This is a genomic window from Deinococcus aquaedulcis, from assembly GCF_019693445.1.
GTDB lineage: Bacteria > Deinococcota > Deinococci > Deinococcales > Deinococcaceae > Deinococcus > Deinococcus aquaedulcis.
In genome coordinates, this window is the sequence record NZ_JAHRBL010000001.1 from 598769 (window position 1) to 621800 (window position 23032).

The 23032-nt window shown below is 69.4% G+C and carries 20 protein-coding genes; 8 read left to right on the forward strand and 12 right to left on the reverse strand.

All coding sequences use genetic code 11. The annotated features are described in order from the left end of the window. Window positions 1-226 precede the first annotated feature (226 nt). The 4 genes from KMW22_RS02805 to recF form a co-directional block, all read right to left on the reverse strand. A complete protein-coding gene (locus KMW22_RS02805; protein WP_328774565.1) occupies window positions 227-1027 on the reverse strand; it encodes a hypothetical protein in 801 nt (266 codons plus the stop codon). After that, window positions 1017-1682, reverse strand: coding sequence for a MogA/MoaB family molybdenum cofactor biosynthesis protein (locus tag KMW22_RS02810; RefSeq protein WP_221088469.1), 666 nt, complete (start codon window positions 1680-1682; stop codon window positions 1017-1019). Before KMW22_RS02810 ends, KMW22_RS02805 begins: the two co-directional genes overlap by 11 nt. 196 nt (window positions 1683-1878) lie before the next feature. After that, entirely contained in the window at window positions 1879-2745 is an 867-nt protein-coding gene (locus tag KMW22_RS02815; protein WP_221088470.1) for a DUF721 domain-containing protein, read from the reverse strand. Continuing rightward, window positions 2742-3851: a DNA replication/repair protein RecF gene (gene recF / locus KMW22_RS02820; protein WP_221088471.1), complete on the reverse strand. Its 1110-nt coding sequence runs from the start codon at window positions 3849-3851 to the stop codon at window positions 2742-2744. The genes KMW22_RS02815 and recF overlap by 4 nt, the downstream gene beginning before the upstream one ends. Before the next feature lie 86 nt (window positions 3852-3937). On the opposite strand from recF, the gene KMW22_RS02825 reads away from it, so the two are divergent. After that, window positions 3938-4363, forward strand: coding sequence for a PaaI family thioesterase (locus KMW22_RS02825; RefSeq protein WP_221088472.1), 426 nt, complete (start codon window positions 3938-3940; stop codon window positions 4361-4363). Between the two features lie 3 nt (window positions 4364-4366). After that, on the forward strand, window positions 4367-5008 hold the full coding sequence (aat, locus tag KMW22_RS02830) for a leucyl/phenylalanyl-tRNA--protein transferase (protein WP_221088473.1): 642 nt from the start codon (window positions 4367-4369) through the stop codon (window positions 5006-5008). 646 nt (window positions 5009-5654) lie between these two features. Here the strand turns inward: aat and KMW22_RS02835 are convergent. The 4 genes from KMW22_RS02835 to KMW22_RS02850 all read right to left on the reverse strand — a co-directional run bounded on the left by KMW22_RS02835 (window position 5655) and on the right by KMW22_RS02850 (window position 11561). Continuing rightward, window positions 5655-7991 (reverse strand): PAS domain-containing sensor histidine kinase, encoded by a 2337-nt coding sequence (locus KMW22_RS02835; protein WP_221088474.1) that lies wholly within the window; start codon window positions 7989-7991, stop codon window positions 5655-5657. Window positions 7992-8001: 10 nt separating this feature from the next. Continuing rightward, the gene (locus tag KMW22_RS02840) at window positions 8002-9423 is read right to left on the reverse strand and encodes a GGDEF domain-containing response regulator (protein WP_221088475.1); all 1422 of its coding nucleotides are present in this window, start codon (window positions 9421-9423) and stop codon (window positions 8002-8004) included. A gap of 522 nt (window positions 9424-9945) precedes the next feature. Next, a complete protein-coding gene (locus KMW22_RS02845; RefSeq protein ID WP_221088476.1) occupies window positions 9946-10266 on the reverse strand; it encodes a hypothetical protein in 321 nt (106 codons plus the stop codon). A gap of 41 nt (window positions 10267-10307) precedes the next feature. Next, window positions 10308-11561: an Nramp family divalent metal transporter gene (locus KMW22_RS02850; RefSeq protein WP_407928419.1), complete on the reverse strand. Its 1254-nt coding sequence runs from the start codon at window positions 11559-11561 to the stop codon at window positions 10308-10310. A gap of 219 nt (window positions 11562-11780) precedes the next feature. Here KMW22_RS02850 and serA point away from each other — a divergent pair, with 219 nt between their 5' ends. Next, a complete protein-coding gene (gene serA, locus KMW22_RS02855) occupies window positions 11781-13409 on the forward strand; it encodes a phosphoglycerate dehydrogenase (protein WP_221088478.1) in 1629 nt (542 codons plus the stop codon). 220 nt (window positions 13410-13629) lie between these two features. On the opposite strand, the gene KMW22_RS02860 is transcribed toward serA, so the two are convergent. Together KMW22_RS02860 and KMW22_RS02865 are read right to left on the reverse strand one after the other, a co-directional pair. Beyond that, on the reverse strand, window positions 13630-14970 hold the full coding sequence (locus KMW22_RS02860; protein ID WP_221088479.1) for an FAD-dependent oxidoreductase: 1341 nt from the start codon (window positions 14968-14970) through the stop codon (window positions 13630-13632). A gap of 117 nt (window positions 14971-15087) precedes the next feature. After that, entirely contained in the window at window positions 15088-15969 is an 882-nt protein-coding gene (locus tag KMW22_RS02865; protein ID WP_221088480.1) for a CAP domain-containing protein, read from the reverse strand. A 257-nt stretch (window positions 15970-16226) separates the two neighbouring features. On the opposite strand from KMW22_RS02865, the gene KMW22_RS02870 reads away from it, so the two are divergent. The 4 genes from KMW22_RS02870 to KMW22_RS02885 all read left to right on the forward strand — a co-directional run bounded on the left by KMW22_RS02870 (window position 16227) and on the right by KMW22_RS02885 (window position 20780). Beyond that, window positions 16227-17300, forward strand: coding sequence for an aminotransferase class V-fold PLP-dependent enzyme (locus KMW22_RS02870; protein ID WP_328774574.1), 1074 nt, complete (start codon window positions 16227-16229; stop codon window positions 17298-17300). A 400-nt stretch (window positions 17301-17700) separates the two neighbouring features. After that, window positions 17701-18216 carry a MarR family winged helix-turn-helix transcriptional regulator gene (locus KMW22_RS02875; RefSeq protein ID WP_221088482.1) on the forward strand — a complete coding sequence of 172 codons (516 nt, stop codon included), beginning with the start codon at window positions 17701-17703 and terminating at the stop codon, window positions 18214-18216. Beyond that, the gene (locus KMW22_RS02880; protein ID WP_221088483.1) at window positions 18213-20324 is read left to right on the forward strand and encodes an MDR family MFS transporter; all 2112 of its coding nucleotides are present in this window, start codon (window positions 18213-18215) and stop codon (window positions 20322-20324) included. The genes KMW22_RS02875 and KMW22_RS02880 overlap by 4 nt, the downstream gene beginning before the upstream one ends. Window positions 20325-20399: 75 nt before the next feature. Beyond that, a complete protein-coding gene (locus tag KMW22_RS02885; RefSeq protein ID WP_221088484.1) occupies window positions 20400-20780 on the forward strand; it encodes a hypothetical protein in 381 nt (126 codons plus the stop codon). A gap of 107 nt (window positions 20781-20887) precedes the next feature. On the opposite strand, the gene KMW22_RS02890 is transcribed toward KMW22_RS02885, so the two are convergent. Continuing rightward, window positions 20888-21520: a hypothetical protein gene (locus KMW22_RS02890; RefSeq protein ID WP_221088485.1), complete on the reverse strand. Its 633-nt coding sequence runs from the start codon at window positions 21518-21520 to the stop codon at window positions 20888-20890. Window positions 21521-21783: 263 nt separating this feature from the next. Further along, window positions 21784-22299 (reverse strand): hypothetical protein, encoded by a 516-nt coding sequence (locus tag KMW22_RS02895; RefSeq protein WP_235692430.1) that lies wholly within the window; start codon window positions 22297-22299, stop codon window positions 21784-21786. A gap of 225 nt (window positions 22300-22524) precedes the next feature. On the opposite strand from KMW22_RS02895, the gene KMW22_RS02900 reads away from it, so the two are divergent. Then, window positions 22525-23013, forward strand: coding sequence for a GreA/GreB family elongation factor (locus tag KMW22_RS02900; RefSeq protein WP_221088486.1), 489 nt, complete (start codon window positions 22525-22527; stop codon window positions 23011-23013). The last annotated feature ends 19 nt before the right edge of the window (window positions 23014-23032 follow it).

The following is a 23032-nucleotide window of genomic DNA, read 5'->3' on the forward strand; positions in this document are numbered from 1 at the left end:
GAAGAGGCGGAAGGGCGCAGGCCACCGCCGGGGGTGTAGTAGGGGTCATACGGAATGCCGTCCATTTTCGGAACAGCCAGAAACGAGCTGGGTGTTCCTCTCCGGCGGAGCCTTCCAGGTGCGGTTCCCGGAAATCCTTCCTTTTCCCCTCTCTGCTGCGTAGCTCTGCGAGTCCCTGCGGTCGGAAGCATTCTGTCAGGTCTGACGGAACGTTTCGGAAGCCGTCTCAGTTCAGCACGCGCTGCTCGGCGTAGGCGGTGGGGGTCCAGTCGGCGCGGAAGAGGTGGGTGGTGCCGGGCGTGCGCGCGGCGGCGTACCACACCCGCACGCCCGAATCGTAGGCCGACACCGGCAGCACGGCCTCCTGCCCGGCGGCGAGTTCGGCCAGGGGCTCGCCGCGCTCGGTGCGCACGCGGTACCACGCGTTCACCCCGGCCGGCGACCAGCCCGCAAGATGCAGGCGCGCGCCCGACACGTTGCGCAGGTGCGCGCCCCGGTCCGACAGCGTCACGCTGAGTTCGGGCCAGGGCGGCGTGACCGGCGCCTTCCAGCGGGCCGAAAAGCCCAGCGGTGTCGTGGCCGCCGGGCGCCGGAACAGCGCGGCGCCCAGCAGCCCCGCCGCGCTCCAGAGCAGCAGCACCAGTGCCACGAAGAACGTGGCCGGATTCAGGCCGCCGCGCTGTAGGCCCAGGGCCAGGGCCGCGCCCATCACCAGCCCCACCAGCGGCCAGCCCACCCCGGGGCGGCGCGCCGCCGGGCGAAAGGCGCGGGGCCAGTACTCGGCCAGCAGCAGCAGCGCCGCGCCCACGCCAAACAGGGCGGGCACGTCTAGCACCGGGGCCAGCAGCAGCAACCCCAGCCCGGGGGCGGCCCACCACGCTGCTGCCGGGCGCAACTGGCGCCGCGCGGCCAGCCCCACCCGGCCCAGCCAGTACCCGCCGATCAGGGCGCCCACCACAGCCAGCGCGGGCCCCAGGCTGCCCGGCGCGCCCAGCAGCGCCCACGCGGCGCTCAGGTCACTCGTCACGGCCGCCCTTGCGGTGGCGCCCGATGCCGGTGGCGCTGCCGCCGCCCGCGCCCGGGGCGGGGGGCAGCGGCGAAGGCGTGGTCAGCGGCGCCCCCGGCAGTACCCCGGGCTGGGCCTGCCGCTCGATCTCGTAGGCGAGGTGCCCGATTTCGTCCCGCAGAATGCCTTCCCAGGCGGTTTTGACCGCATTGAGGCTACCGGGCATGGCAAACACCACCGCGCCGCGCACCAGCCCGGCCACGGCCCGCGATAGCATGGCCGCGCCGCCCACCTGCTGATAGCTGAGCATGCGAAACAGTTCCCCGAAGCCGGGAATGGGCTTGGTGATCAGGCTCTCGACCACGGGCACCGTCACGTCGCGCCCGGTGATGCCGGTGCCGCCAGAGCACAGCACCACCGTGGCCTCGCGGGTAAAGGCCACCAGTGCCGAGCGGATGTCCACGGCGTCGTCGCGCACCACGCGGTAGGCCACGAGTTCGTGCCCGGCGGCCTGCAGTTCGGCGCGCAGGTAGGCGCCGCTTTCGTCGGTGTCGGGGGTGCGGGTGTCGCTGATCGTCAGCACCGCCACCCGCACGGCCCGGGGCGCGCGCTGGCGGTGGCTGGCGGCGCCGGTGTCGGGGGTGGCAGGCGCTTGCGGGCCGCGAGGCTGGGTCATGCCCCCAGCATAGAGCGCGGGGCGCCGCCTCCGGCAGAGCTTTGGCGTCCCTGCGGCGCGCTGGGCTGGACAGTCGGGGAGGGGATGCGGCACAGTGGGGGAGGGGGTGCTGCACAGCGGGGGAGGGGGTATGACCGCCCTTGCAGCCGCACCCAGAACGAATGGCGTGGGGTTTTGCCCGCCGCGTGGGCCGCCCTCAGCTGGGTCCGGCGTTCAGCACGTTGCGTGCGGCTTCGGGCAAGGCGGCGCGGTCGCTGCGGCGCAGCGCACCCCGGGGGCGGCGCAGCAGCAGGGCTAGATACACCTGCGCCTGCTGCTCCAGAAAGTCGCGGTAGCCGTTGTCCTGGCCGCTGCGCACGCATTCCAGCGCCAGCAAGTCCAGCTGGCTGCTCAGCTGCTCCAGGGCCAGATACCGCGCCGCATGAACGCCACTGTTGCCCAGCACCTCACGCAGACTGTCCAGCCGCTCCGGGGCGCGCAGCAGCGTGCGGGCGGCGCGCTTCACGTTGGGGTCAGCCAGGGTGAGGGTGCAGGCGCGGCAGGGCTGCTCCTTGCTGGCCTCGCCGCACACCGGGCAGGGGCGCCAGCCCTGTTCCTCGCGCCACTTGCGGGCCCGGGTGATGGCCTCGGCGGCGCGCAGCACGGCGGGTTTCAGGTCGTCGCTGACGCCCTGGGCCAGTTGCCGGGCCCGCGCGCGGTCTGGGGCGGGCAGCGGCGGCGGCGTGACCGGCGCGGGGGCCTCGCGTACGGTGCCCACGCTGAAGCGGATCTCGGTCAGTGGGGTGCTGCCCTCGCCCAGCAGGGCGTTCAGCGCCCGCAGAAAATGGTGACGCTGCATGCTGAGGTGGTGGGCGGTGGCGCTGTCTCGCACCTCTATGAACAGGGTGCTCCCCTGCTGGGTGCGCGGCCGGGTGAGGCGGGCGATTTCCGGCCCCACCGCCTGCGGCCACAGCAAGATGGCGCGCGCGCGCTGAATGCCCCGGGTCAGGCGGGCGGTGCCCAGGGTGGCGCCCATCAGGTCGCCCAGGCGCAGCGGGCCGCTCAGGCGTCGGCCCCGGGTCATGTGCCCACCTCGGCCACGGGGGACTGCGCGGGCATGGCGTCGGCCCCGGCTGCGGTCCCGGTGTCGGCCCCCTCGGGGGTAAAGCGTCCGGCGTGGGCGCGCAGGGTCAGCACCGCGCCCGGCGCCCGCTCGGTGCCGGTCACGATGGCCTGCGGCACGCTGGAGGCGAGGTCCAGCAAAAAGGCCCGCCGCCCGGGGTCCAGTTCGGCCGAAAAGTCGTCAATCAGCAGCACCGGCCGCTCGCCGTAGCGCTCGGCCAGCAGTTCCAGTTCGGCCCGGCGCAGGGCCAGGGCCACGGTGCGGCCCTCGCCCCGGCTGGCATATTCGCTGGCCGGAAAATCGCCCAGGGTCAGCAGCAGGTCGTCGCGGTGGGGCCCGGTGACGGTGGAGCCGCGTGCCAGTTCCTCGCTCTGGCGGGCGGCCAGGTCGGCGGCGTAGGTCTCGGGGGTGGTGGATTCCTGCAAGCTCAGGGTCAGGGGTTTGTGGCTGCCCAGGCCCGCGTTGGCCTCGGCGGCCAGTTCGTTCAGGCGCACCAGGGCCCGGCGGCGCACCCGCATGATCTCGGTGCCCAGGCGCACCAGTGCGTCGTCCCACACGTGCATGGCCCAGGCCTCGCCGCCGCGCAGCGCCGCGTTGCGCTGCGAGACCGTGCGTTCGTAACGGATCAGGTGCTCGGCATAGCGCGCGCTCAGGCGAGACAGCAGCGAATCCAGATAGGCGCGGCGCCCCGCCGGGGGCCCAAACACCAGTTCGCTGTCTTCGGGGCGAATCCACACGGCGCTGCCCCGGGGCAGGTCGCCTGTGCGCACCCGCACCCCGTCCTGCTTCAGCTGCCGCCGCCCGCGCCCCAGGCCCACCTCCTGCACACTCAGGCTGCCCCCCGACTCTAGGTCGGCGCGCACGTAGGCCTCGGTTTCGCCGGACTGCACCAGCTGTTCCAGGCGGCTCACATCGGTCTGGCCGGTCAGGGCGAGGTAGGCGGCTTCCAGCAGGTTGGTCTTGCCCGCGCCATTTTCCCCGAACACGCCCGTGACCCCGGCCGGAAAGCGGAGGGTACAGGGGGCGAGGTTCCGGTAGTTCAGGGTGGAGAGCGAGTCCAGACGCACCCGCCCATTCTAGGCGCCGGCCCCGCCCATCTTCAGCGGCGGGGGCCGCCATTGGCCCAGCCCACCCGCGCGGTAGGCTGGGCGGCATGGCTCAGCCTGCCCCCCTGCCCACCCCCGAGGCCCTGAACGCCCTGGGCGAAGGCCACCTGCCCGGCCTGATCGGCATTCGCTTTACCCAGGTCGGCCGCGAGCGGCTGCGCAGCGAACTGACGGTGCGCCCCGAACTGCTGGCCCCCAACGGCTTTCTGCACGCCGCCAGCGTGGTGGCCCTGGCCGACACCACCTGCGGCTACGGCACCCGCCTGCTGCTGCCAGAGGGGGCCAGCGGCTTTACCACCATTGAACTGAAAAGCAACCACCTGGGCACCGCCCGTTCGGGCCGGGTGACCTGCGAGGCGCGCAATGTCCACGCCGGCCGCACCACCCAGGTCTGGGACGCCAAGGTGCACGATGAGGCCGGCAAGTTGATGGCGCTCTTCCGCTGCACGCAGGCCGTGCTGTACCCCCGCTAGGCTGTGCCCACCGCCGAGCCCTGGCTGCGCAGCCCCGATCCCCTGACGCGCGAGGTGGCGCGCGCCTACGCCGAGGGCGCCTTTTTAATGGACAACGGCGACGGGCTGCAGTTTTACACCGTGGAGAACCGCGCCCTGGTGCCCCTGACCGAAGACGCGGGCCTGCATGTCCCCCGGCGCCTGGGGCGCGAGTTCAAACACTTTGAGCTGAAGGTGAACACTGCGTTCCCCGAGGTGCTGGCCGGCTGCCGGGGCGAGTTGCCGGGCAGCCCCCCGCGCGACGGCCAGTGGATCAGCGAGGAACTGGCGGCCATTTACCAGCACCTGCATGCTGCGGGCCTCGCCCATTCCTTTGAGGCGTGGCGCGGCGGCGCACTGGCCGGCGGCGTGCTGGGGCTGGCGCTGGGCGGCGCCTTTATCGCCGAGAGCAAGTTTCACCGTCAGACAAACGGCAGCAAAGCGGCGCTGATCGGCCTGGCGCGGCATCTGCATGCCCGTGGCTTTGCCCTGCTGGACGCCCAGATTCTGACCCCCCACCTGGAGACCCTGGGGGTGAAGGAGGTGGGCGGCCGGGCGTACCGCGCCCAGCTAAAGGCGGCACTGGCGCTGGATGTGACGTTGACAGACGGGGAAGCCGTGCCGTGAAGCCCGGCTGGGCGCTGGGGGCCTTTCGCCCATAATCACACCGACCCTCCAAAAGCAAGCCTGTTTCCTGGCTGGGGTCGGCTCTAGCGTGGGGGCACCTCGAAATTCAGGTGTCACGAGGCGCGGCAGGCGGCTTGCCCCTGCCCGGAAGGAGACATATGTTCAAGAAAGCAGTGTTTGCAGTGGTGGCGGCCCTGGTGCTGGGCGGCAGTGTCAGTGCGTCCTATGGTTCCTTCCCCCCGCCCCGTGGTCCCGATGAGTGCGGTAAGCCCGGCTGGCCCCCCTGCCAGCTGAAATAACCCCCGTATCCCCTGGGGGTTGGCGCCCAGACCGCGCCATGCACTGAGTGACTGCTACAGGCCGCCTCCAGCTGGGGGCGGCCTGCGGCGTGCTAGGGGAGGGGGCTGCCCTCTCCCCGTGCTTTCAGGGGACAGGGTCAGCCACAGCCATCCTCACGGCGAATGCTTCATACGGACTGCCGTCCATGTCCGTCACCTCCAGAAAAGAACTGGCTGTTCCCCGCCGTCGGCGCTGTTCCAGCCCGATTCCCGGAAATCCGTTCCTTTTCCTGCTCCCTCTGCTGCGCAGCTGGCTCAGTCCGGTCGGAAAAATTACGTCACACGTTACGGATTTTTCGGAAGTCGTATTAGACACCCAGCTGTTCTGCCGGTGCGGGCGGCGTCTCGGCCTCGCCGGCAGCCCCGGGGAAGGTCACGGTGAAGGTGGTGCCCTGGCCCAGCCGGGTGTCCACCAGAATGTCGCCGCCAAAGTGCCCGGTCACGATGTCGTGGATGATCGACAGGCCCAGACCCGTGCCCTTGCCCACCTCCTTGGTGGTGAACATGGGCTCGAAAATGCGCCCCAGCACGTCTTCGGGAATGCCGCTGCCGGTGTCTTCAACCTCCAGGGTGCGCACGCCTTCCCGCACGGCAAACCGCACCGTCACGTCGGCGCCGTGCGGGCAGGCGTGAATGGCATTCACCACCAGATTGGTTACCACCTGGGTCAGGCGGCCCGGCTCGCCCTGCAGGGTCACGCCTTCGCGGGGGCGCTCGAACAGCAGGTTCACCTTGGCGGCGCGGGCCTCGTGGGCCAGCATGGTCAGGGTGTCTTCCACGCCCGCCACAGCGTCAAAGGTGCGGCGCTGCGAGACGGTGTCGCGGGTGTGGCCACGGATCTTGCGGATAAAGTCGCCAATCCGGGTCAGGTTGCGCTGCGCGGCGTCAATGCTGGTGTTCAGTTCGCGCGCAATCTCGCGGTGGTCGTCATCGGTCACCTCGGGGTGGCCCACCGAATCCCGGTATTCCTGGGCCAGCCGCGTGGCTTCGTGCAGTTCGTTCAGGGTGGCGGCCAGCGGCGTGTTGATCTCGTGGGCCAGGCCGGCGGTCAGGCGCCCCAGCCCGGCCAGCTTCTCACTGGACAGCAGCCGCGCCTGACTGGCCTGCAGCGCGGCCTCGGCGGCCCGGCGCTCGCTGATGTCGCGCTCTATGCTGAGCAGCATTTCGCGGCCCTGCAGCGTCACCAGCGCGAGGTTGATCTCGACCGGGTAGATGGAGCCGTCGCGGCGCAGGTGCTCGGCTTCAAAGCGCAGTCGGCCACTTTCGCGCACCCGCTGGCGGAATGTCTCGTTGGCCACCGGATCGGCCAGCAGTGCCTCGCCGTTGGGTAGCGACACGTAGGTGCTCTGGCCAATCAGTTCTTCGCGGACATAGCCCCGGTTCTGGGCGGCCACCTCGTTGCACTGCACAATCGGCATGTCGCCGGAGAAGTCCACCAGCGTCACGGCGTCCGGCGAGGCCTCGAACAGCACCTCGAAAGTGCGGCGGCTTTCTTTCAGGGCCTGCTCGGACTGCACCCAGTCGGTCACGTCGCGCGAGTTCATCACCATGCCCTGGATATCCGGGTCGTCCAGCAGGTTGGTGGCCACCCATTCCAGCCAGCGGTACTGGCCGTCGCTGCGGCGAAAGCGGCTGGTCAGGCGCGAGGTCGCGCCCGGGCCGCCGAACACCGCCTTGGCGAACTCGGCGCGAATGGCTTCGTGTTCGTCCGGGTGCATGTAGTTCAGGACCTGCTCCCCCAGGGCCTCTTCCTCGTCGTGACCCAGCACCGCCTGCATCGCCGGGCTGGCATAGCGCACCTTGCCGCTGGGGCTGATCACCGTCAGCAGATCGCTGCTGCGCTGCACCAGCGCCCGGAAGCGCCGTTCGCTGGCCCGCAGGCGCGCCTCGGCCTGGAACCGGGCCGTGACATCGCGCACCATCAGCAGCGCCACGCCCGCGTCCGGGTCCAGCGACTCGGCCGAGAGCAGCACGTCGCGCACCTCGCCGTCGGCCCGGCGCCACTGGGCATGAATGTCGTGCACCGCTGCGCCCGCCTGTAGAGCGGCCTGCAGGGTGCGGGCCTGCGCGGGGTGCGGCCACAGCGCGTCGCCCTCGGGGGCTGTGGCGGGAAACACCGTATTCAGCGGCGCGCCCACCACCGCCCCAAACGCCGCGTTGGTCTGCTGAATCTCGCCGCAGCTGGGGGTCACCAGGGCCATGCCCATGGGGCTGGCCTGAAAGACCTTCTCGAAACGCGCCAGCGCAGCCGTCAGGGCGTCCTGCTGCGCCCGCTCGGCGGTGATATCCAGCATGACCCCGCCCAGCGCCACCACCCGGCCGCCGTCCATCAGCGGCGTCACCAGGTCGCGCACCCACACGGTGCGGTCATCAGCGGCCAGAAAGCGGTATTCCACCGAGGTGGGTTCGCCCGTGGCAAGGCTGCCCGCGTGCGAGGCCAGCACCCGCTCGCGGTCCTCGGGGTGCAAGCGCTGCACCCACAGCCCCGGGGTGTTCAGCCACTCGTGCGGGGTAAAGCCCAGCAGCGTTTCCACCCAGGGCGACACGAAGGTGGCCCGCTTGGTCTGCGGGTCGGCTTCCCACACCACGCCCTGCACCAGCGCGGCGAGGCGCGAGACCGTGCTCTGCTCGTTCAGCTGGGTCATGGGTGCGCCCTCAGCCGCCCTCGCCGGCCCCGACCAGCGCGCCGGCCACCTGCACGCGGTTGCGCCCGCTCGCCTTGGCGGCGTACAGCGCCTCGTCGGTCTGGGCCAGCAGCGCGGCGGCGCCCGGCATGGCCCCGCTGCCGCCCGGGTCGGTGGCCACGCCAATGCTGGCGGTCACCTGCACGGTCCGGCCTTCCCAGTCCAGGCGCAGCGCGGCGATGTGCTCGCGCAGGCGCTCGGCCAGCACGCGCGCGCCCTCCGGGCTGGTGTGGGGCAGCAGCACCGCCAGTTCCTCGCCGCCGTAGCGCGCCGCCAGATCAGTGCCGCGCACCTTCTCGCGCAGCGCCGCGCCCAGGCGGCGCAGCAGGGCGTCGCCGGCCAGATGCCCGTAGGTGTCGTTCACCCGCTTGAAGTGATCGACGTCAATGAGCATGACGCTGGTGGGGTGGCCGTGGCGGGCGCCCAGCCGCAGCGCCTCGTCCAGCCGCCCAGCCCAGGCGCGGCGGTTCATCAGGCCGGTCAGATCGTCGGTGGTCGCCAGTTCAAAGAGCTGCACGTTCTGAATCGCCACGGCGGCCTGGGCGGCAAAGACCTCCAGCAGTGTCAGGTCTGCCTGCGCGGCGGCGGGCGCGGCGAGGTCCACCAGCACCACGCCCACGTTGCGGTCCCCCACCTGCAGCGGCAGGGTGGTCAGCGGCTCGCGGCTGGGGCGCCCGCACTGCGCGGCCTGCACCACGGCCTGCCGTTCGGGGTCGCCCAGATCGTGCCACTGCCGCCCCTCAAAGCGCCCGGTGGCCACCCGCACCTCAAAGGCCTGATCGCTGGGCACCGCCAGCAGGCTGCCGGGGTGGGCGCTGTCGGTGTGGGCGCCGGGCACCACCGCCACACAGGCCCCCGAAAAGCCCAGGATGCCCTGCAGCTGCAGCAGAATGCCGCGCAGCAGTTCGTCCAGCGATTGCAGGCGGTGCAGCTGCGGCGCGGCCTGCAGAATGTGGTTCAGGCCGTCGCGCGAGGCCAGGATCGCCTTGACGTGGCGGTGCGCCTTCAGGGCCGCGTCCACCCACACCAGCAGTTTGTCGGGGCCCTCGGATTTGTCGTGGTAGCCCTGAATATCCAGGTCGCGCAGCATGTCGCGCGGCGGGCGCTCCGAGGCGTAGCCGGTCTGCAGCACCACCTGCAGCCCGTGCCCACGCGCGCGCAGTTCGCGCACCACGTCCTCGCCGGTCATCCCGGCCATGAAGTAGTCCAGCAGCATCAGGTGGACGTCGTGTTCTTTCACCAGCCGCAGGGCTTCCTCGCCGCCGTCGGCGGTCAGGACTGTGTGACCGCAACTGCGCAGCAGCCGCGCCACCGTGCCGCGCAGCTCGGCGTCGTCGTCCACCACCAGGACTGTGTGGCCACTGCTGGCCTGCTGCTGGCTCAGGCGGGCCATAGGCACCCCTGGCATGACACTGCTGTTCTGACCATGGGCGCACTTTAACGTTGGGGTTCTGGCAGGGTTCTTGCAACGTGAAACGGTTGAGAAAGGTGAAGTGTCCATGGGGACCGGAGGCGGGCCCTGCGGCCTGTGTCGTGGTCAGGCGGCGCCCTGAAGTCCTCACCCGGTTGCAGCGGCGGCGCGTTTCATGCCAGGGCTAATAGCCTGTGAATGCTGCCTGGGCCGCTGTTTTTATGGGTATTCACTGTGTTGTGAACAGGGCCTTCGCTCAAGGGTGCGAACAGTTTTCAAGCCCGATGAATATGGAGAAGGCGAGAACGTCGTCTGGAACGCTTGACTCGGTGACCTCCCTCCGGTACGCCGCGCTGCACGACTCAACCTCTGCGGCGCGGCGCTGTGAGTCCCCCGCAAGGGAGGGGTAAAAACAGAGCGCTTGTTGAGCAGCGCCGTACAGAATTTCAAAACTGTCCGAACCATTGTTGCTGGTGCCTATTGGTACTCCCCTGGATTCCACGCTCAATCGGGGCGCAGCGGTCCCAGCACGGTTGGCGGCAGCCCTGGGGCTTCCAGCGTCAATTGATCTCCATGCACCACAAACGTCGCGTGCCGGTTGCCGAGCAGCGGCCACCAGTCCCAAACGCAGGAGATGATCATGTCCTGAAGGCCGCTCAGCAAGTGTTCGGCGTCTCGTGGATAGGTCAGGAAATCGTAGCCCTGCCACGCCCAGAGCCCACCGCACCCCACCCCCACTTCCCCGGGCGTGATCTCCAACTTGATCCCTGGGGGCAGCAGAGGCGCCAGTAGGCTCAGCAGTTGAGAGGCGTCGTCGGCGGTCATCGAGTCGCCTGTTGGCTGGTCATCAGGACACCGGTTATCCGTCATCCGCTAAACGTCTCCCACAGCAGGTAGGCGTTCAGGCCGATGATCACGGCCGCGCACAGCCAGCCGGCCGCGCGCACCAGGGGGCGGCTGACCAGCACGCCCATCAGGTCGCGCCGCGCGGTGAACAGCAAGAGCGGCACCAGGGCGAACGGCACCCCGAAACTCAGGACCACCTGCGAGAGCACCAGCACGCGGGTGGGGTCCAGCCCCAGCAGAATAACCACGAAGGCGGGCAGCATGGTCACCGTGCGGCGCAGCCACAGCGGAATGGTAAAGCGCACGAAACCCTGCATGATCACCTGCCCGGCCATGGTGCCCACGGCGCTGCTGCTCAGACCGCTGGCCAGCAGGGCCAGGGCAAAGGCCACCGCCGCCGCCGGGCCCAGCAGCGGGGTTAGGGTCTGGTAGGCGGTTTCCAGGTTGCCCGCGTCCTCAATGTTCTTGCCGTAAAAGGTGGCAGCGGCCACCGCCAGCATGCTCATGTTGATCAGCCCGGCCAGCCCCATAGAGACCACCACGTCAATGCGGTTCAGACGGCTTAAGCGCCGTTTTTCCTCGTCGTTGCGGGTGGGAATGCGGCCCTGGGTCAGGGCGGAATGCAGGTAGATCACGTGGGGCATGACGGTGGCCCCGATGATCCCCACCGCTAGATACACGCCCTCTGGCCCCGGAAAGCTGGGCACAAACCCCGGCCCCAGCGCCGAGAGCGCCGGCCGGGCCAGCACGAACTGCGTCAGGTACGCCACCCCGATCACCAGCACGAACCCGCCAATGGCCAGTTCCAGCGGGCGAAAGCCGCGCCGCTGCAGCGTCAGCAGCCAGAAGGTCACCACCCCGGTGATCGCCGCGCCCCAGATCAGCGGCAGCCCCGTGAGCAGGTGAATGGCCAGCGCGGCGCCCAGAAACTCGGCCAGATCAGTCGCCATGGCCACGATTTCGGCCTGCACCCAGTAAAACCACACCACCGGCCGGGGCCACTGGTCGCGGATGGTTTCGGGCAGGTTGCGCCCACTGGCAATGCCCAGCTTGGCGCTGAGGTTCTGAATGAGCATGGCCATCAGGTTGGCCGCCAGGATCACCCACAGCAGGGCGTACCCAAACTGCGCGCCGCCCTGAATATTCGTGGCGAAGTTCCCCGGGTCCATGTAGGCCACCGAAGCCACCACCGCCGGCCCCAGAAACGGCAGCACCCGCCCCAGGCCGCGCCGCCCGTGCTCGCCGGAGAGCACCGCCTGGGCCCGGCGGGTCATGCGGGCGTCGAGGTGGTCACTCGGGGCTTCTGGCGCCTGGGGCGCGCGGGCGCCGTCGGGCGGGGCAGGCGACATGGGCCCCACCCTAGGCCCGCGCCCACGCGGCTGTCTACCGGGACGCCGCTTGAGCAAACCCTGAGGCTGGGGCGTCGGCCCTGGGCTCCTTTCCCCCTAGCCAAATCCCCGCCGGGCGGCCCCGGGGCCCGTACCCTGAACCCCATGACCGCTCCTGCCCCTGCCCCGGCCCAAGAGGCGCGTCCGGCGCCGCTGCGCGTGCTCATCTGCGACGAGATGAACCCCGGCGAGCTGCAGCACGAGGGCTTTGAGATTGACTACGAGGGCAACATGGCGCGCGAGGAGACCCTGCGCCGCCTGCCGAATTACGACGCCCTGATCACCCGCAGCCGCACCCGCGTGGATCGCGAACTCATTGACGCGGCGGGCCCGCGCTTGAAGGTGATCGGGCGCGGCGGCGTGGGCGTGGACAACATTGATCTGGATTACGCCAGCCTGCGCGGGCTGCTGATCCTGAACGCGCCCGAAAGCAACAACGTCTCGGCAGCCGAACTGGCGGTCATGCACCTCATGGCGGCGGCGCGCGGCCTGACCCGCTCGGACCGCAAGACCCGCGCGGGCGACTGGGATCGCAAGTTCCTGGGCATGGAGCTGAAGGACAAGACCCTGGGCATCGTGGGCCTGGGCCGCATCGGCTCGATTGTGGCGGACCGCGCCCAGGGCCTGCGCATGCGGGTGGTGGCCTACGACCCCTACGTCCCCGAGAGCAAATTCGAGCGCCTGGGCGTGACGCGCGCCGCCACGCTGGACGAGCTGCTGGCGCAGGTGGACGCCCTGACCGTACATACCCCCCTGACCGAGGAAACGCGAGGCATGATCGGTGCCGAGCAGCTGGCGCGCCTGCGTCCCGGCGCCATTGCCGTGAACGCGGCGCGCGGCGGGATCATTGACGAGCAGGCTCTGGTGGACGCGCTGGGGTCTGGCCATCTGTTCGCCGCCGGGGTGGACGTGTTTGAAGACGAGCCCCCGGCCCCCGACCACCCGTTCCTGGGCGCGCCCAATCTGGGCATCACCGCGCACCTGGGCGCCAACACCGCCGAGGCGCAGGAGCGGGTGGGCGCCGAAATCGTCTCGCGCGTGCTGGCGGCCCTGCAGGGCGATGTGAGCAAGGGCGCGGTCAACGCCCCGGCCCTGGACGCCAAGACCCTGGAGGCCCTGGGCGGCTACCTGACCCTGGGCGAGAAGCTGGGGCGCATTCTGGCGCAGCTGCTGCCCGGCGCCCACGACTTAGAGGTGACCTTCCGGGGCGAATTCCCCGCCGACCCTGCCCCGGTGGTGACCAGCGCGCTGGTGGGCTACCTGTCCGGCCACACCGACGAAACGCCGAACATGATCAACGCCCGCGCCCTGGCCCGGGAACGCGGCCTGAATATCGCCGTTCGTGAGGAAACCGAAAGCCCCGACTACCAGACCGAAGTGATTGTGCGCCTCACCAGCGGCGGCGGCGGTGAAAAGCAGCGCACCCGCACGGTGGGCGGCACAGTGTTTGGCCGCAGTCCCCGCCTGACCCGCCTGCGTGATTTCCGCGTGGAACTGGAACCCGAAGGCCACATCCTGATCGCCAGCAACCAGGACAAGCCGGGCGCCGTGGCCAAGCTCTCGGCGCTGCTGGGCGGCTGGGGCGTGAACATTGCCGGGATGGCTCTGGGCCGCGCGCAGAAGGGCGGGCAGGCCCTCTTTACCCTCACCCTGGACGACGGCCTGAGCCCCGAGCAACTGGCGCAGGTGCGCGCCCTGGATGTGATTGACAGCGCGTATCTGGTGCGGGTGTAGGAGGGGTCGAGGGGTCTAGAAGTCGGGGGTCGAGAAACGGCAGGGGGCCGAGGGGTGTACCACCCGAATCGGCCCATTGCGGCCTCCTATGTGACGGGCCGCCGGGGCATCGGGTCCAGGCAATAAGGCTGGCCCTGGCGCGAACCGTGGAGCTGCAGAGGGCCACACGCTGAGTCTCGACCACTCGACACCTCGACTTCTCGACCTCCCCAATGTCCCCTCACAGCGCCCGCCCCAGCCGGTCGGCCGCCACCAGCAGCACGTCCCACACCCCACTGAAAGGCGGGGCATAGGCCAGATCGGCTTCAGAAAGCTGCTGCACCGTGCCCCGCGTGTGCAGCAGCGCGGCGACCACATCCACGCGTTTCACGCTCTCGTGGTTCTGGGCCAGCAGCTGCGCGCCCAGCAGGCGGCCGGTACCCTGCTCGCCGGTCAGGCGCACATGAATGGGGCGGGCGGCCTTGTGGTAGCCGGCGTAATCGGTGCTTTGCACGTCCACGCTCACAGCCTTGATGCCCAGGGCTTCGGCCTCGGTCTGGGTCAGGCCGGTGCGGGCCACGCCCAGTTCAAAGGTCTTGAAGATGCCGGTGCCCACCACGCCGGGAAAGCGGGCCTCGCCGCCCGCCATGTTCACCCCGGCCACCCGGCCCATGCGGTTGGCGGTCAGGCCCAGGGGGATGTGCACCCGGCGCCGGGTGACGCGGTGCAGGGCTTCGGTATTGTCGCCAGCGGCGTACACGCCCGCCACACTGGTTTCCTGGCGCAGGTTGACCGCCACGGCGCCGCTGCGGCCCAGCCGGGCCCCGGCCGCGCGGGCCAGTTCGACGTTGGGGCGCACGCCCACGGCCACCACCACCACGTCGGCGCGCACCCGCCCGTGGTCGGTCTGCACGCCACTCACGCGGTTCTGGCCGGTCAGGCCCTGCACCGTCACGCTGCAGCGCACGTCCACGCCGCCGCGTTCCACCTCGGCGCGCACCTGCTGCTGCAGGGGCCGGTCCAGCATGCGCCCGGCCACCTCTGGCGCCTGTTCCAGCAGCACCACGCTCAGGCCCCGGGCCCGCAGGGCCTCGGCCAGTTCCAGGCCAATGTAGCCGCCGCCCACGATGCAGGCCCGCCGCGCCCCCTGCAGGCTGGCGTCCAGCGCCTGCCCGTCTGGAATGTCGCGCAGCACATGCACGCCTTTCAGTGGGGTCCGGGCCCAGTCAGGCCGGACAGGGGAGACCCCGGTGGCGATCAGAAGGCGGTCGTAGGGCTCGGCCGCGCTGCGCCCGGACGCGCGGTCCGTGACGGTGACGGTGCCGGCCTTCGCATCCACGCCCGTCACGTCGTGACGCAGGCGCACGCCAATGCCCCGGGCGCGCAACTGCTCCGGGGTGCGGGCGATCAGGTCGTCAAAGCCTTTGACCTGCCCGCCCAGCACGTAGGGCAGACCACACGCGCCGTAGCTGACCACCTCGCCGCGCTCAAAGACCACCACCTCGGCCCGGGGGTTGTGGCGCTGCGCGCGGCTGGCCGCACTCATTCCGGCGGCCACGCCGCCCACGATCACAATGCGCATAGGGGCAGCCTACCCAGCCGCCCACGCCGGGGGTCCGCAGCCCAGGAAATGCTCAAGGCCGGCTCACGGGGCCAAAACGGGCAACATCTTCTGCCCCTGGACCAAACGCTGCTCTCTTCAGCGCCCGAAGGTCTGCACCCAGTAGGTGGCAAAGGTGGTCTGCGGGGTGCCGTTGCCCATGCCGGCGCCAAAGCTCTGCCACTCCGGCTTCATCAGGACCGTGCAGTGACCGGGGCTGTCCAGCAGGGCCTGCAGGGCTTCTTCGGGGGTCAGGACGTTGTAGGCGGCATTCTCGCCCACCGCCTGGCCAGTGAACCCGCTCTCCAGGGCCCGCTGGGGCGGCTCGCTGCCAGTTACGGGGTTCACATGGCCGCGAAAGTTCAGCCGGATCATGTCGTCCACCTGGGTCTGGGCGGCGCGGGCCAGGGCGTCGTTCCACACCAGGGGCGGAGCCGGGGCAAACAGCTGCTGGCCGCAGCGCTGCCCCTGACGCCGGGCCTCGTTGGTCAGCACCAGAAAGCGGTTCAGCCATCCCTGAGGATCGGCGGTCTCGATCAGGGCAGGCTGCACGTACACCAGGGCCGCGCGCCCGTCCTGCACCGAGACGCCGTAGCGGGTAAAGCCCACGCGGTGCCCGCACTGGTTCGCCAGCGCGCCGGCCACCGCCTTGACCTTGCCCAGCTTGGGCAGCAGAAAGGAACTGAAGCGCTTGGCCGGGTAGTGGCTGGCCTGCAGTTCGCCCTTCAGGGGAAAGCCGCGCAGCACCCGCCCGGCCACCGCGTCCAGCGCCTCGTCACGCACGGCACTCTGCCCGCAGGCGGCAAAATCTGCCTCCACCAGCCGGGCAAAAACCTCGCTGTCGGCAACCAGCGCGTCCGGGGCCAGTCGAGCCTCCAGCGGGGGAGGCGCTGCTGGCCCAGCTGTCTGCGCGCCGGCCAGGGCCACCAGGGTCAGGGCACCCCATAGGGGCAGCGTCAGGCGGGCGGCAGGGCGGGGCATCTTCACAGTTCATCAGGTCTTCTCCCACATTTCGCTCACAAAGCAGGGGATGGATGTGAGGTGCTTCACGTGCGGGGTGGTCATGCTCTGGGCGCGTGCGGTACCTGGGGTGGCCCTCGTGCAGATGCCTTGGCGACATGGTCGTACCCCACCACTACTCTGGACCCGTGACCCCTAGCGCTTCCCCGGCCTTTCCCTTCGCCCCCCTCAACCGCGAGCGCCTGATTGCCCCGGGTCCGGTGGAGGTGGCGCCCGACGTGCTGGCGCAACTGGCCCAGCCCCAGATGCACCACCGCGCCCAGGCCGGCATTGAGAAGCTGATGGAAGCGCGCGCCAAGCTTTCGCGCTTGTTGGGGTCCCCGTACGACGCCGTGATCACCACCAGCAGCGGCACCGGGGCCTTTGAGGGCGCGCTGGTGAGCACCACGCCGGTGGGGGCGAAGGTGGTCAATGCCCAGGCCGGCAAGTTCAGCGAGCGCTGGGGCGAGATGGCCGGGCGACTGGGTTACCGCACCGAACTGGTGGCCCGCCCCTGGGGCGAACTGCTGGACCCCCAGGAGGTCGCGGGCGCGGCCCGGGACGCCCACACCCTGCTGATCACCCACAGCGAAACCAGCACCGGCGCCCTGCATGACCTGGAAGCCATTGCCCGCGCCGCCCGCGCCGGCAACCCGGACCTGATCATCATTGCCGATTGCATCACCTCCTACGGGGTGGCCGAACTGCGCCCCGCCGAATGGGGCGTGGACGTGATTGTCTCCGGCAGCCAGAAGGGCACCGCCACCCCGCCGGGCCTGGGCTTTGTGCTGTTCAGCCCCGAGGTGCAGGCCCGCCTGATCCAGAACCCCGAGCGCGGCTTCTACCTGGACCTGACCCGGGAACTGGCCGGGCAGAAAGCCGGCAACACACCCCAGACCCCGGCCATCAACCTGATCTACGCGCTAAGCACCGCCCTGGACCGCCTGCTGGCTGTGCCCCTGGAAGAGCTGTGGGCCGAGCAGCGCCGCAAGACCGACGCCCTGATCGCCGCCGGCACCGCCCTGGGGGCCCCCGCCTGGGCCGCGCGCACCAGCCCGGCGGTGGCGGTGCTGACCCCGCCCCAGGGCCTGACCGGGCGGCAGGTGGCCGCTGGGCTGGCCGCGATGGGCCAGCGCGCCCTGCCCGGTCAGGCCCCCCACGAGGACACGGTGTTCCGGATCAGCACCATGGGCTACGCCGACCGTTACGACGCCCTGGGTATTGCCGGCATTCTGGAAGACTGCTTTGCCGCCCTGGGCGTGAGGTTTGAGCGGGGTGTAGCAGTGCAGGCCGCCTGGAACGCCCTGCGCTGAGCCCAGGTTGACAGGAATGAGGGCGCCGGTTGAAAGCTGACCGGCGCCCTTGGCTGTATCTGCCAGAGCCGATGTCTGGCTGTTTCCCAGCCTGCCGATGCTTATCAGGAAGCGGGATAAGAACCGTTGTCTGGCCCTGCACGTCTCTGGCCTGCCGCGTGTGGGGCATTGCCAGAAGGTCCAGCGGGGCAGAGGGACTGTCTGCCGCCGCTGCTCTCAAGCCCTGTCTTCCCTCAAATCGTCTATCTCCCGAAGCGTCACGCTCGGCCTGCAACAAGGGCCAAGCCGCCCCTTCCGGTGGCCTCCACCCGCCCATGACCCATCCGCCAATTGATCTATGGTTGGAAAAGTCTGATGTGTCATATTGTGCGACCCATGAGATTGTTGCAGACTTGGAAGTATGACTCCTCCTGAGCTGTCACCCCCAGACCGTCCCCCGCCCAGCCCCGAACATGTCGAAGCCGCCCAGCGCCTGGGCCACACCATGAAACGCCTGCACCGCCTGATCAGCAGCCGGGTGATGCGCGGCATGCAGGACGAGCTGCAGGGCCACGACCTCAGCTTCTCGCAGGTAACGGCGCTGCACCAGCTGCGCGCCCACGCCCCCCTGAGCGTGACCCAGCTGAGCGAGCGCACCCGCCTGAGCCTGCCCGCCGCCAGCCACCTTGTGGAGCGGCTGGTGAAACGGGGTCTGGCTGCCCGCCAGGAAAACCCGGACAACCGCCGCGAGAAACTGGTGGACCTGACTGACGCCGGGCGCAGCGTGGTGGGGCGCATGGACGCCGAATTTGTCAACGCTTACGTCACGACCTTCACCGGGCTGAACCTGGAGACCATCACGGCAGCCGAGCACCATCTGCAAAGCCTGCTGGATGAACTTGAACCGCTTTCGCCCCCCTGTCAGGAGCATCCATGACCACCCCTTCCACTGCCGAGCCGGCCGGGCGCATTGATTACGCCAAGACGCTCGATCTGCCCACCAAGCGCCTGATTCTCTTTGGCGTGCTGCTGGGCCTGTTTCTCAGCGCGCTGGACCAGACCATCGTGTCCACCGCCATGCCGCGCATTACGCAGGACCTCAACGGCCTGTCTCTGTACTCCTGGGTGACCACCGCTTACCTGCTCACCAACACCGCACTGGTGCCTATTTACGGCAAGCTGTCGGACCTGTATGGTCGCAAGCCCATCCTGATGCTGGGAATTGTGATTTTCCTGATCGGCTCGGCGCTGTGCGGCCTGGCCGGCGAGCCCTTCCTGGGCAACCTGTTCGGCGGCGGCATGATGCAGCTGGTGGTGTTCCGTGGCCTGCAGGGCGTGGGCGCCGCTGCGCTGGGCTCAGTGGCGTTTGCCATCATTGCCGACCTGTTTGAACCCGTGGACCGCCCGCGCTACCAGGGCCTGTTCGGCGCTGTGTTCGGCCTGAGCAGCGTGATTGGGCCGCTGCTGGGCGGCTTCCTCACCGATCAGGTGTCGTGGCGTTGGGTGTTTTACGTGAACCTGCCCATCGGCCTCGTGGCACTGGCCTTTATTGCCGCCAAGATGCCCCGGCTGGCCAGCGGCCTGAAAGCGCGCGTGGACTGGCTGGGCGCGTTCCTGATTCTGGTGTTTGCTGTGCCGCTGCTCCTGGCCCTCACCTGGGGCGCCGACGGCCACTATGCCTGGAGCAGCCCCACCATCCTGGGCCTGTTCGGCCTGAGCGCCGCCGCCCTGATCGCCTTTCTGGTGGCCGAAAGCCGCCACGAGAGCCCCATTCTGCCCCTCACCCTGTTCAAGAACCCCACGTTTGCCTGGGGGGCCATTGCCCGCTTCATGATCGGGGCCGGGTTCCTGGGCGCCATTCTGTTCCTCAGCCTGTATCTGGTGCAGGTGCAGGGCGTGTCGGCCACCGCCGCCGGGACCGCCACGATTCCGCTGACCGTGGGCCTGATCATCGGGGCCATCGGCTCCGGGCAGCTGGCCAGCCGCATGGGCCGATACAAGCCGCTGATGCTCATTGGCCTGATGACCGCCGCTCTGGGCTTTTTTGCCCTGTCCACCCTGAATGCTGACTCCAGCTACAACAGCGTGGTGATTCGCATGGTGCTGCTGGGCCTGGGCCTGGGGCCCGCGCTGCCGCTGTACACCACGGCGCTGCAACTGTCGGTCAAGCCCTGGGAAATTGGCGTGGCCACCAGCGCCGGGCAGTTTTTTCAGCAGATGGGCAGCACAATTGGCACAGCCGTCTTTGGCGCCGTGCTGACCGCCGGGGTCAGTAGCAACCTCGCCACCCAGTTTGCCGCGCAGGCCGCCGCCAACCAGGGCACGGTGGCCACCACCTTGCAGGGCATCAGTGACGAGATCCGTTCGGGCAACGCCCCCGAAGGTGACCGCAACGCGACGCCCGAGACCCCCGAGCAGATTGGGGCCCGCTTTGAGACGCTGCGCCAGAACGTCACCAGAGCCATTCAGAGTGGCGACCCCGCCGCCCTGCAGGCCCTGAAGACCGACAAATTCATTGCCAGCCTGCCGGCCGAAGCCCGCACCCGCTTTACCTCGATCCCTGAAGGCGGCGTGCCTGCCCAGGTGAAGGCCGGCTTTGCCCAGACGCAGGCGGCCATTGAGCAGGCCGTGAACAGCGGCGACCCGGCCCAGGTGCGCGCCGTCGCCGCCAACCCGGGGCTGCCCCAGGAACTGCGCGCCCGCCTGAGCACCATTCCGGCCCAGGCGCTGGCCGCGCCCCAGGCCCGCGAGCAGATTCTGAGCGGCATTCGGGAGGGACTGGCCCAGGGCGAAACGGCGGCGGCCCAGCAGGCCACGCAGCAGGCCCTGAGTGCGGCGCTGACCGGTGTGAACGACGGCGAGAAGATCTCGCTGGCCAGTGCGCGCGCCGCCAAGGTGGCCTTTGCTGACACCATTTCCAGCATCTACCGCTACTCGATTCTGGTGGCCCTGCTGGCCTTCCTGGCGACGCTGATGATGCCCAACCTCCAGATTCCCCGCCGCGAGAAGGGCGAGAAAGCCGCCCCCGCCCACGTGGAGATGTAAAACACGATTCACGGACCAGTTCAGGCAGGCCCTCCCAGGTGTGGAGGGCCTGCCTTTTTGTGATAGGACAGCGCGGTGCAGCGCCTGAATGCCGCCACCCTCCCCGCCTTATTGGCCCGGCATCACCATTTTTGTGACGGCGTGATTCACGCCATGACTCTGACCTACGTGGACGCTTCTCTTCACGGCGCCATTCGCTTGGAAGTGATGGATCAGGATGCCGCCTCCGGCTGGACCACACTGGAGCTCATTCTGGAAGGAGCGGCCTGGGTTCAGGTGCGGGAAGGCCCCCCCACCAACGTGGTCATGAGTCCTTTCGGGGTACATATTGAGTTTTGGCAGGACACCATCTGCCTGGACTTCAGTCCGGTCACAGACGTGGACTACACCATGGCCGATTTCAAGCGATCCACCTTTGCAGTGCAGGCAGCCGTGGGCTGGGTGGTTGAGGGATAACCCAGTTAGGGCACGTCAACAGCGGCCAGGGAACGGACCATGTGCTGGTCTTTCGCAGAAGTGGTGGCCATCGGCAGTTGGCCCTGTAGGTGTTTTATTCAGCCCCCTCACTTCAGATACGGGCCAAAGCGGGCCAGGGTCTCGGCGTCGGGGGTCTGGGTGGCGCGGACCACCCGGTTGCCGCCAAAAACCATCAGCAGGCGGCTACCACTTGGAGCCTGCACCTTGAGCGTGCCCTGGTTGACCTGATAGGGCCCTGTCAGCACTGCCTGCACCGTGGCCGGGTCAAAGATCAGGGCCGCGCCCGACAGCGCCGGGGTCTTGGCCTTCACCCCGCCCGAGGCCACCACGAAACCTGTGTTCAGATGCACGGTCAGCGTGGGGGCGCTCAGGCCCTGCAGGCGCGCGTCGCTGTAGGTCACGCCCCCCGAGGCCGTGACAGTGCCGGCCTTCAGGTCATAGGTCAGCTGCGGGGCGTTTAATGTGCCGCCCTGCTTGGTGGTCACGGTGGCGCCCTGCGCCTTGAGGGTCTGGCCGGGCAACAGGTTCAGGCGCTGGGCACTGAGCTTCAGCCCCCGGCGGGCGTCGGTGGCGGTGCCACCCTGGGGCAGTTCGGTGGCGCCGGTCTCCAGATTCAGGCGTTGTTCGCCGCGTGGCGTCACATTCAGGCCACCGAAGGTGAGCGCCTGGGCGCCCAGGCTCAGCAGGCCCAGCAGCAGGAAGGGGAGAGGACGCAACATCCCGTTACCTTACGGGCCGCACCACAAGGGGCCATGAGGAGCCGCATCAGACGACATTCAGCGGGCCGCGCCACTGGGGGTCAGGCTGCTGGGTTCAGGGTAAGCCTGGGGGTTGGAACAGTGTGCCAGCGAGGCGAGGGGCGATGCGAGCAACGTCGTCCTGCACGCATGCTTTCTGCGAGCACCCCACAAGGCGAGCGGGGAAAATCCATGTGTTGGTCAGGCTGCTCTTCGCAGATGGCTCAAGCGGCCCGAGCCCTTTGTCATTCGGTGTCGGTGCTGCCGGGGAGGGGCGTGGTGCGGGGCGGACCGCCGTCAAAGCCGCCAGAGCCGCCCACCCGGGGCCCCTGCACCTCACCGCCGGCATCGAAACTGGGGTCGGCCAGCCGGGTTACGCCGCCGGGCGTCTGGGGCCCGACCACGCTGAAGTCCGAGATGCTGCCGGGCACCCCGTCGTCAAACCCCGGCTCGTCATTGACGTTGTGGGGCGGCTCGTCATCCATGTAGGCCAGGGCGTTGTCCAGCATCTCGGCACGCAGGTCCGGGTCAATGCCGTCGTCGTAGGCGATCCCGGCGCCCGTCAGCCCCTCGGTGCCCGGCCCGGGGTGTCCGCCCGTCACGTCGCCGGAAACGGGCAATTTGTCCTGCTCCTCCTGAGCGGCATGAACCTCGTCAGCATTGGCCTGGGCGTCCTGGTTGGCGGGGTCGTTGTCTTCGGGCAGCGAATAATCGGTGGTGCTGGCGGTGGGGGTGTGGGCGTCGTCTGGGGTGCTGGGCATGAGGGTTCCTCCAGGGCCGCCCGCCACAACATCGGGGGCGGCCCTCTGCGCGTTTCTGAAAGTAGAGAGGGCGGACCCCACGGCCCCATGAAAGCTGGCCGAAGAGCGGTTGGGGCCATCCTTACGTCCACCCCTGAGCGCGTGCCCATGATGGGACCCCAGCCCAGGGCGAACACCTGCGGCAGCGCGGGGTCGGCGGGTCGCCCGCGCCCTTAAGGAGACCTTATGCCTGATGAACTGCATGTCACCCGCGAAGGCTATGAACGGCTGGAACAGGCCCTGGACCGGGAGCGGCAGCGCCGCGAGGACAATATTGCCAGCATGGCCGGTACCCTGGACGACGCCACGGACCTGGAAAACCGCAGCCTGAACGCCGCCCAGCTGCACATGGAGCGGCCAGGGGTAGAGGCGCGCATTCTGGAACTGGAAGATGCCCTGGCGCGGGCAGTGATCGTGGACCCCGGCGAGTTGCCCCGCGACGAGGTGACCGTGGGCTCGGTGGTGGTGCTCCACGCCCCCGACCAGCACCGCGAGCTGACGGTGCAACTGGTGAGCGCCGTGGAGATCGCCACCCTGGCCGAGGGGGTCACCCAGGTCAGCGACGACAGCCCGGTGGGTCAGGCACTGCGGGGGCGCCACCGGGGCGAGACCTTCACGGTGGAGCTGGACAGCGGCCCCGTGCGCTACACCGTTCGCCGCATTTCGGTGGCCTGAGCGCAGGGGCCCATTCTGG

Excerpts from the sequence above, each read along its gene's own strand:
- KMW22_RS02810 (WP_221088469.1), bottom strand. The coding sequence starts at position 1,682 with ATGACCCAGCCTCGCGGCCCGCAAGCGCCTGCCACCCCCGACACCGGC.
- KMW22_RS02815 (WP_221088470.1), bottom strand. The coding sequence starts at position 2,745 with ATGACCCGGGGCCGACGCCTGAGCGGCCCGCTGCGCCTGGGCGACCTG.
- KMW22_RS02825 (WP_221088472.1), top strand. The coding sequence starts at position 3,938 with ATGGCTCAGCCTGCCCCCCTGCCCACCCCCGAGGCCCTGAACGCCCTG.
- KMW22_RS02835 (WP_221088474.1), bottom strand. The coding sequence starts at position 7,991 with ATGACCCAGCTGAACGAGCAGAGCACGGTCTCGCGCCTCGCCGCGCTG.
- KMW22_RS02840 (WP_221088475.1), bottom strand. The coding sequence starts at position 9,423 with ATGGCCCGCCTGAGCCAGCAGCAGGCCAGCAGTGGCCACACAGTCCTG.
- KMW22_RS02845 (WP_221088476.1), bottom strand. The coding sequence starts at position 10,266 with ATGACCGCCGACGACGCCTCTCAACTGCTGAGCCTACTGGCGCCTCTG.
- KMW22_RS02850 (WP_407928419.1), bottom strand. The coding sequence starts at position 11,561 with ATGACCCGCCGGGCCCAGGCGGTGCTCTCCGGCGAGCACGGGCGGCGC.
- serA (WP_221088478.1), top strand. The coding sequence starts at position 11,781 with ATGACCGCTCCTGCCCCTGCCCCGGCCCAAGAGGCGCGTCCGGCGCCG.
- KMW22_RS02860 (WP_221088479.1), bottom strand. The coding sequence starts at position 14,970 with ATGCGCATTGTGATCGTGGGCGGCGTGGCCGCCGGAATGAGTGCGGCC.
- KMW22_RS02865 (WP_221088480.1), bottom strand. The coding sequence starts at position 15,969 with ATGCCCCGCCCTGCCGCCCGCCTGACGCTGCCCCTATGGGGTGCCCTG.
- KMW22_RS02875 (WP_221088482.1), top strand. The coding sequence starts at position 17,701 with ATGACTCCTCCTGAGCTGTCACCCCCAGACCGTCCCCCGCCCAGCCCC.
- KMW22_RS02880 (WP_221088483.1), top strand. The coding sequence starts at position 18,213 with ATGACCACCCCTTCCACTGCCGAGCCGGCCGGGCGCATTGATTACGCC.
- KMW22_RS02890 (WP_221088485.1), bottom strand. The coding sequence starts at position 21,520 with ATGTTGCGTCCTCTCCCCTTCCTGCTGCTGGGCCTGCTGAGCCTGGGC.
- KMW22_RS02895 (WP_235692430.1), bottom strand. The coding sequence starts at position 22,299 with ATGCCCAGCACCCCAGACGACGCCCACACCCCCACCGCCAGCACCACC.
- KMW22_RS02900 (WP_221088486.1), top strand. The coding sequence starts at position 22,525 with ATGCCTGATGAACTGCATGTCACCCGCGAAGGCTATGAACGGCTGGAA.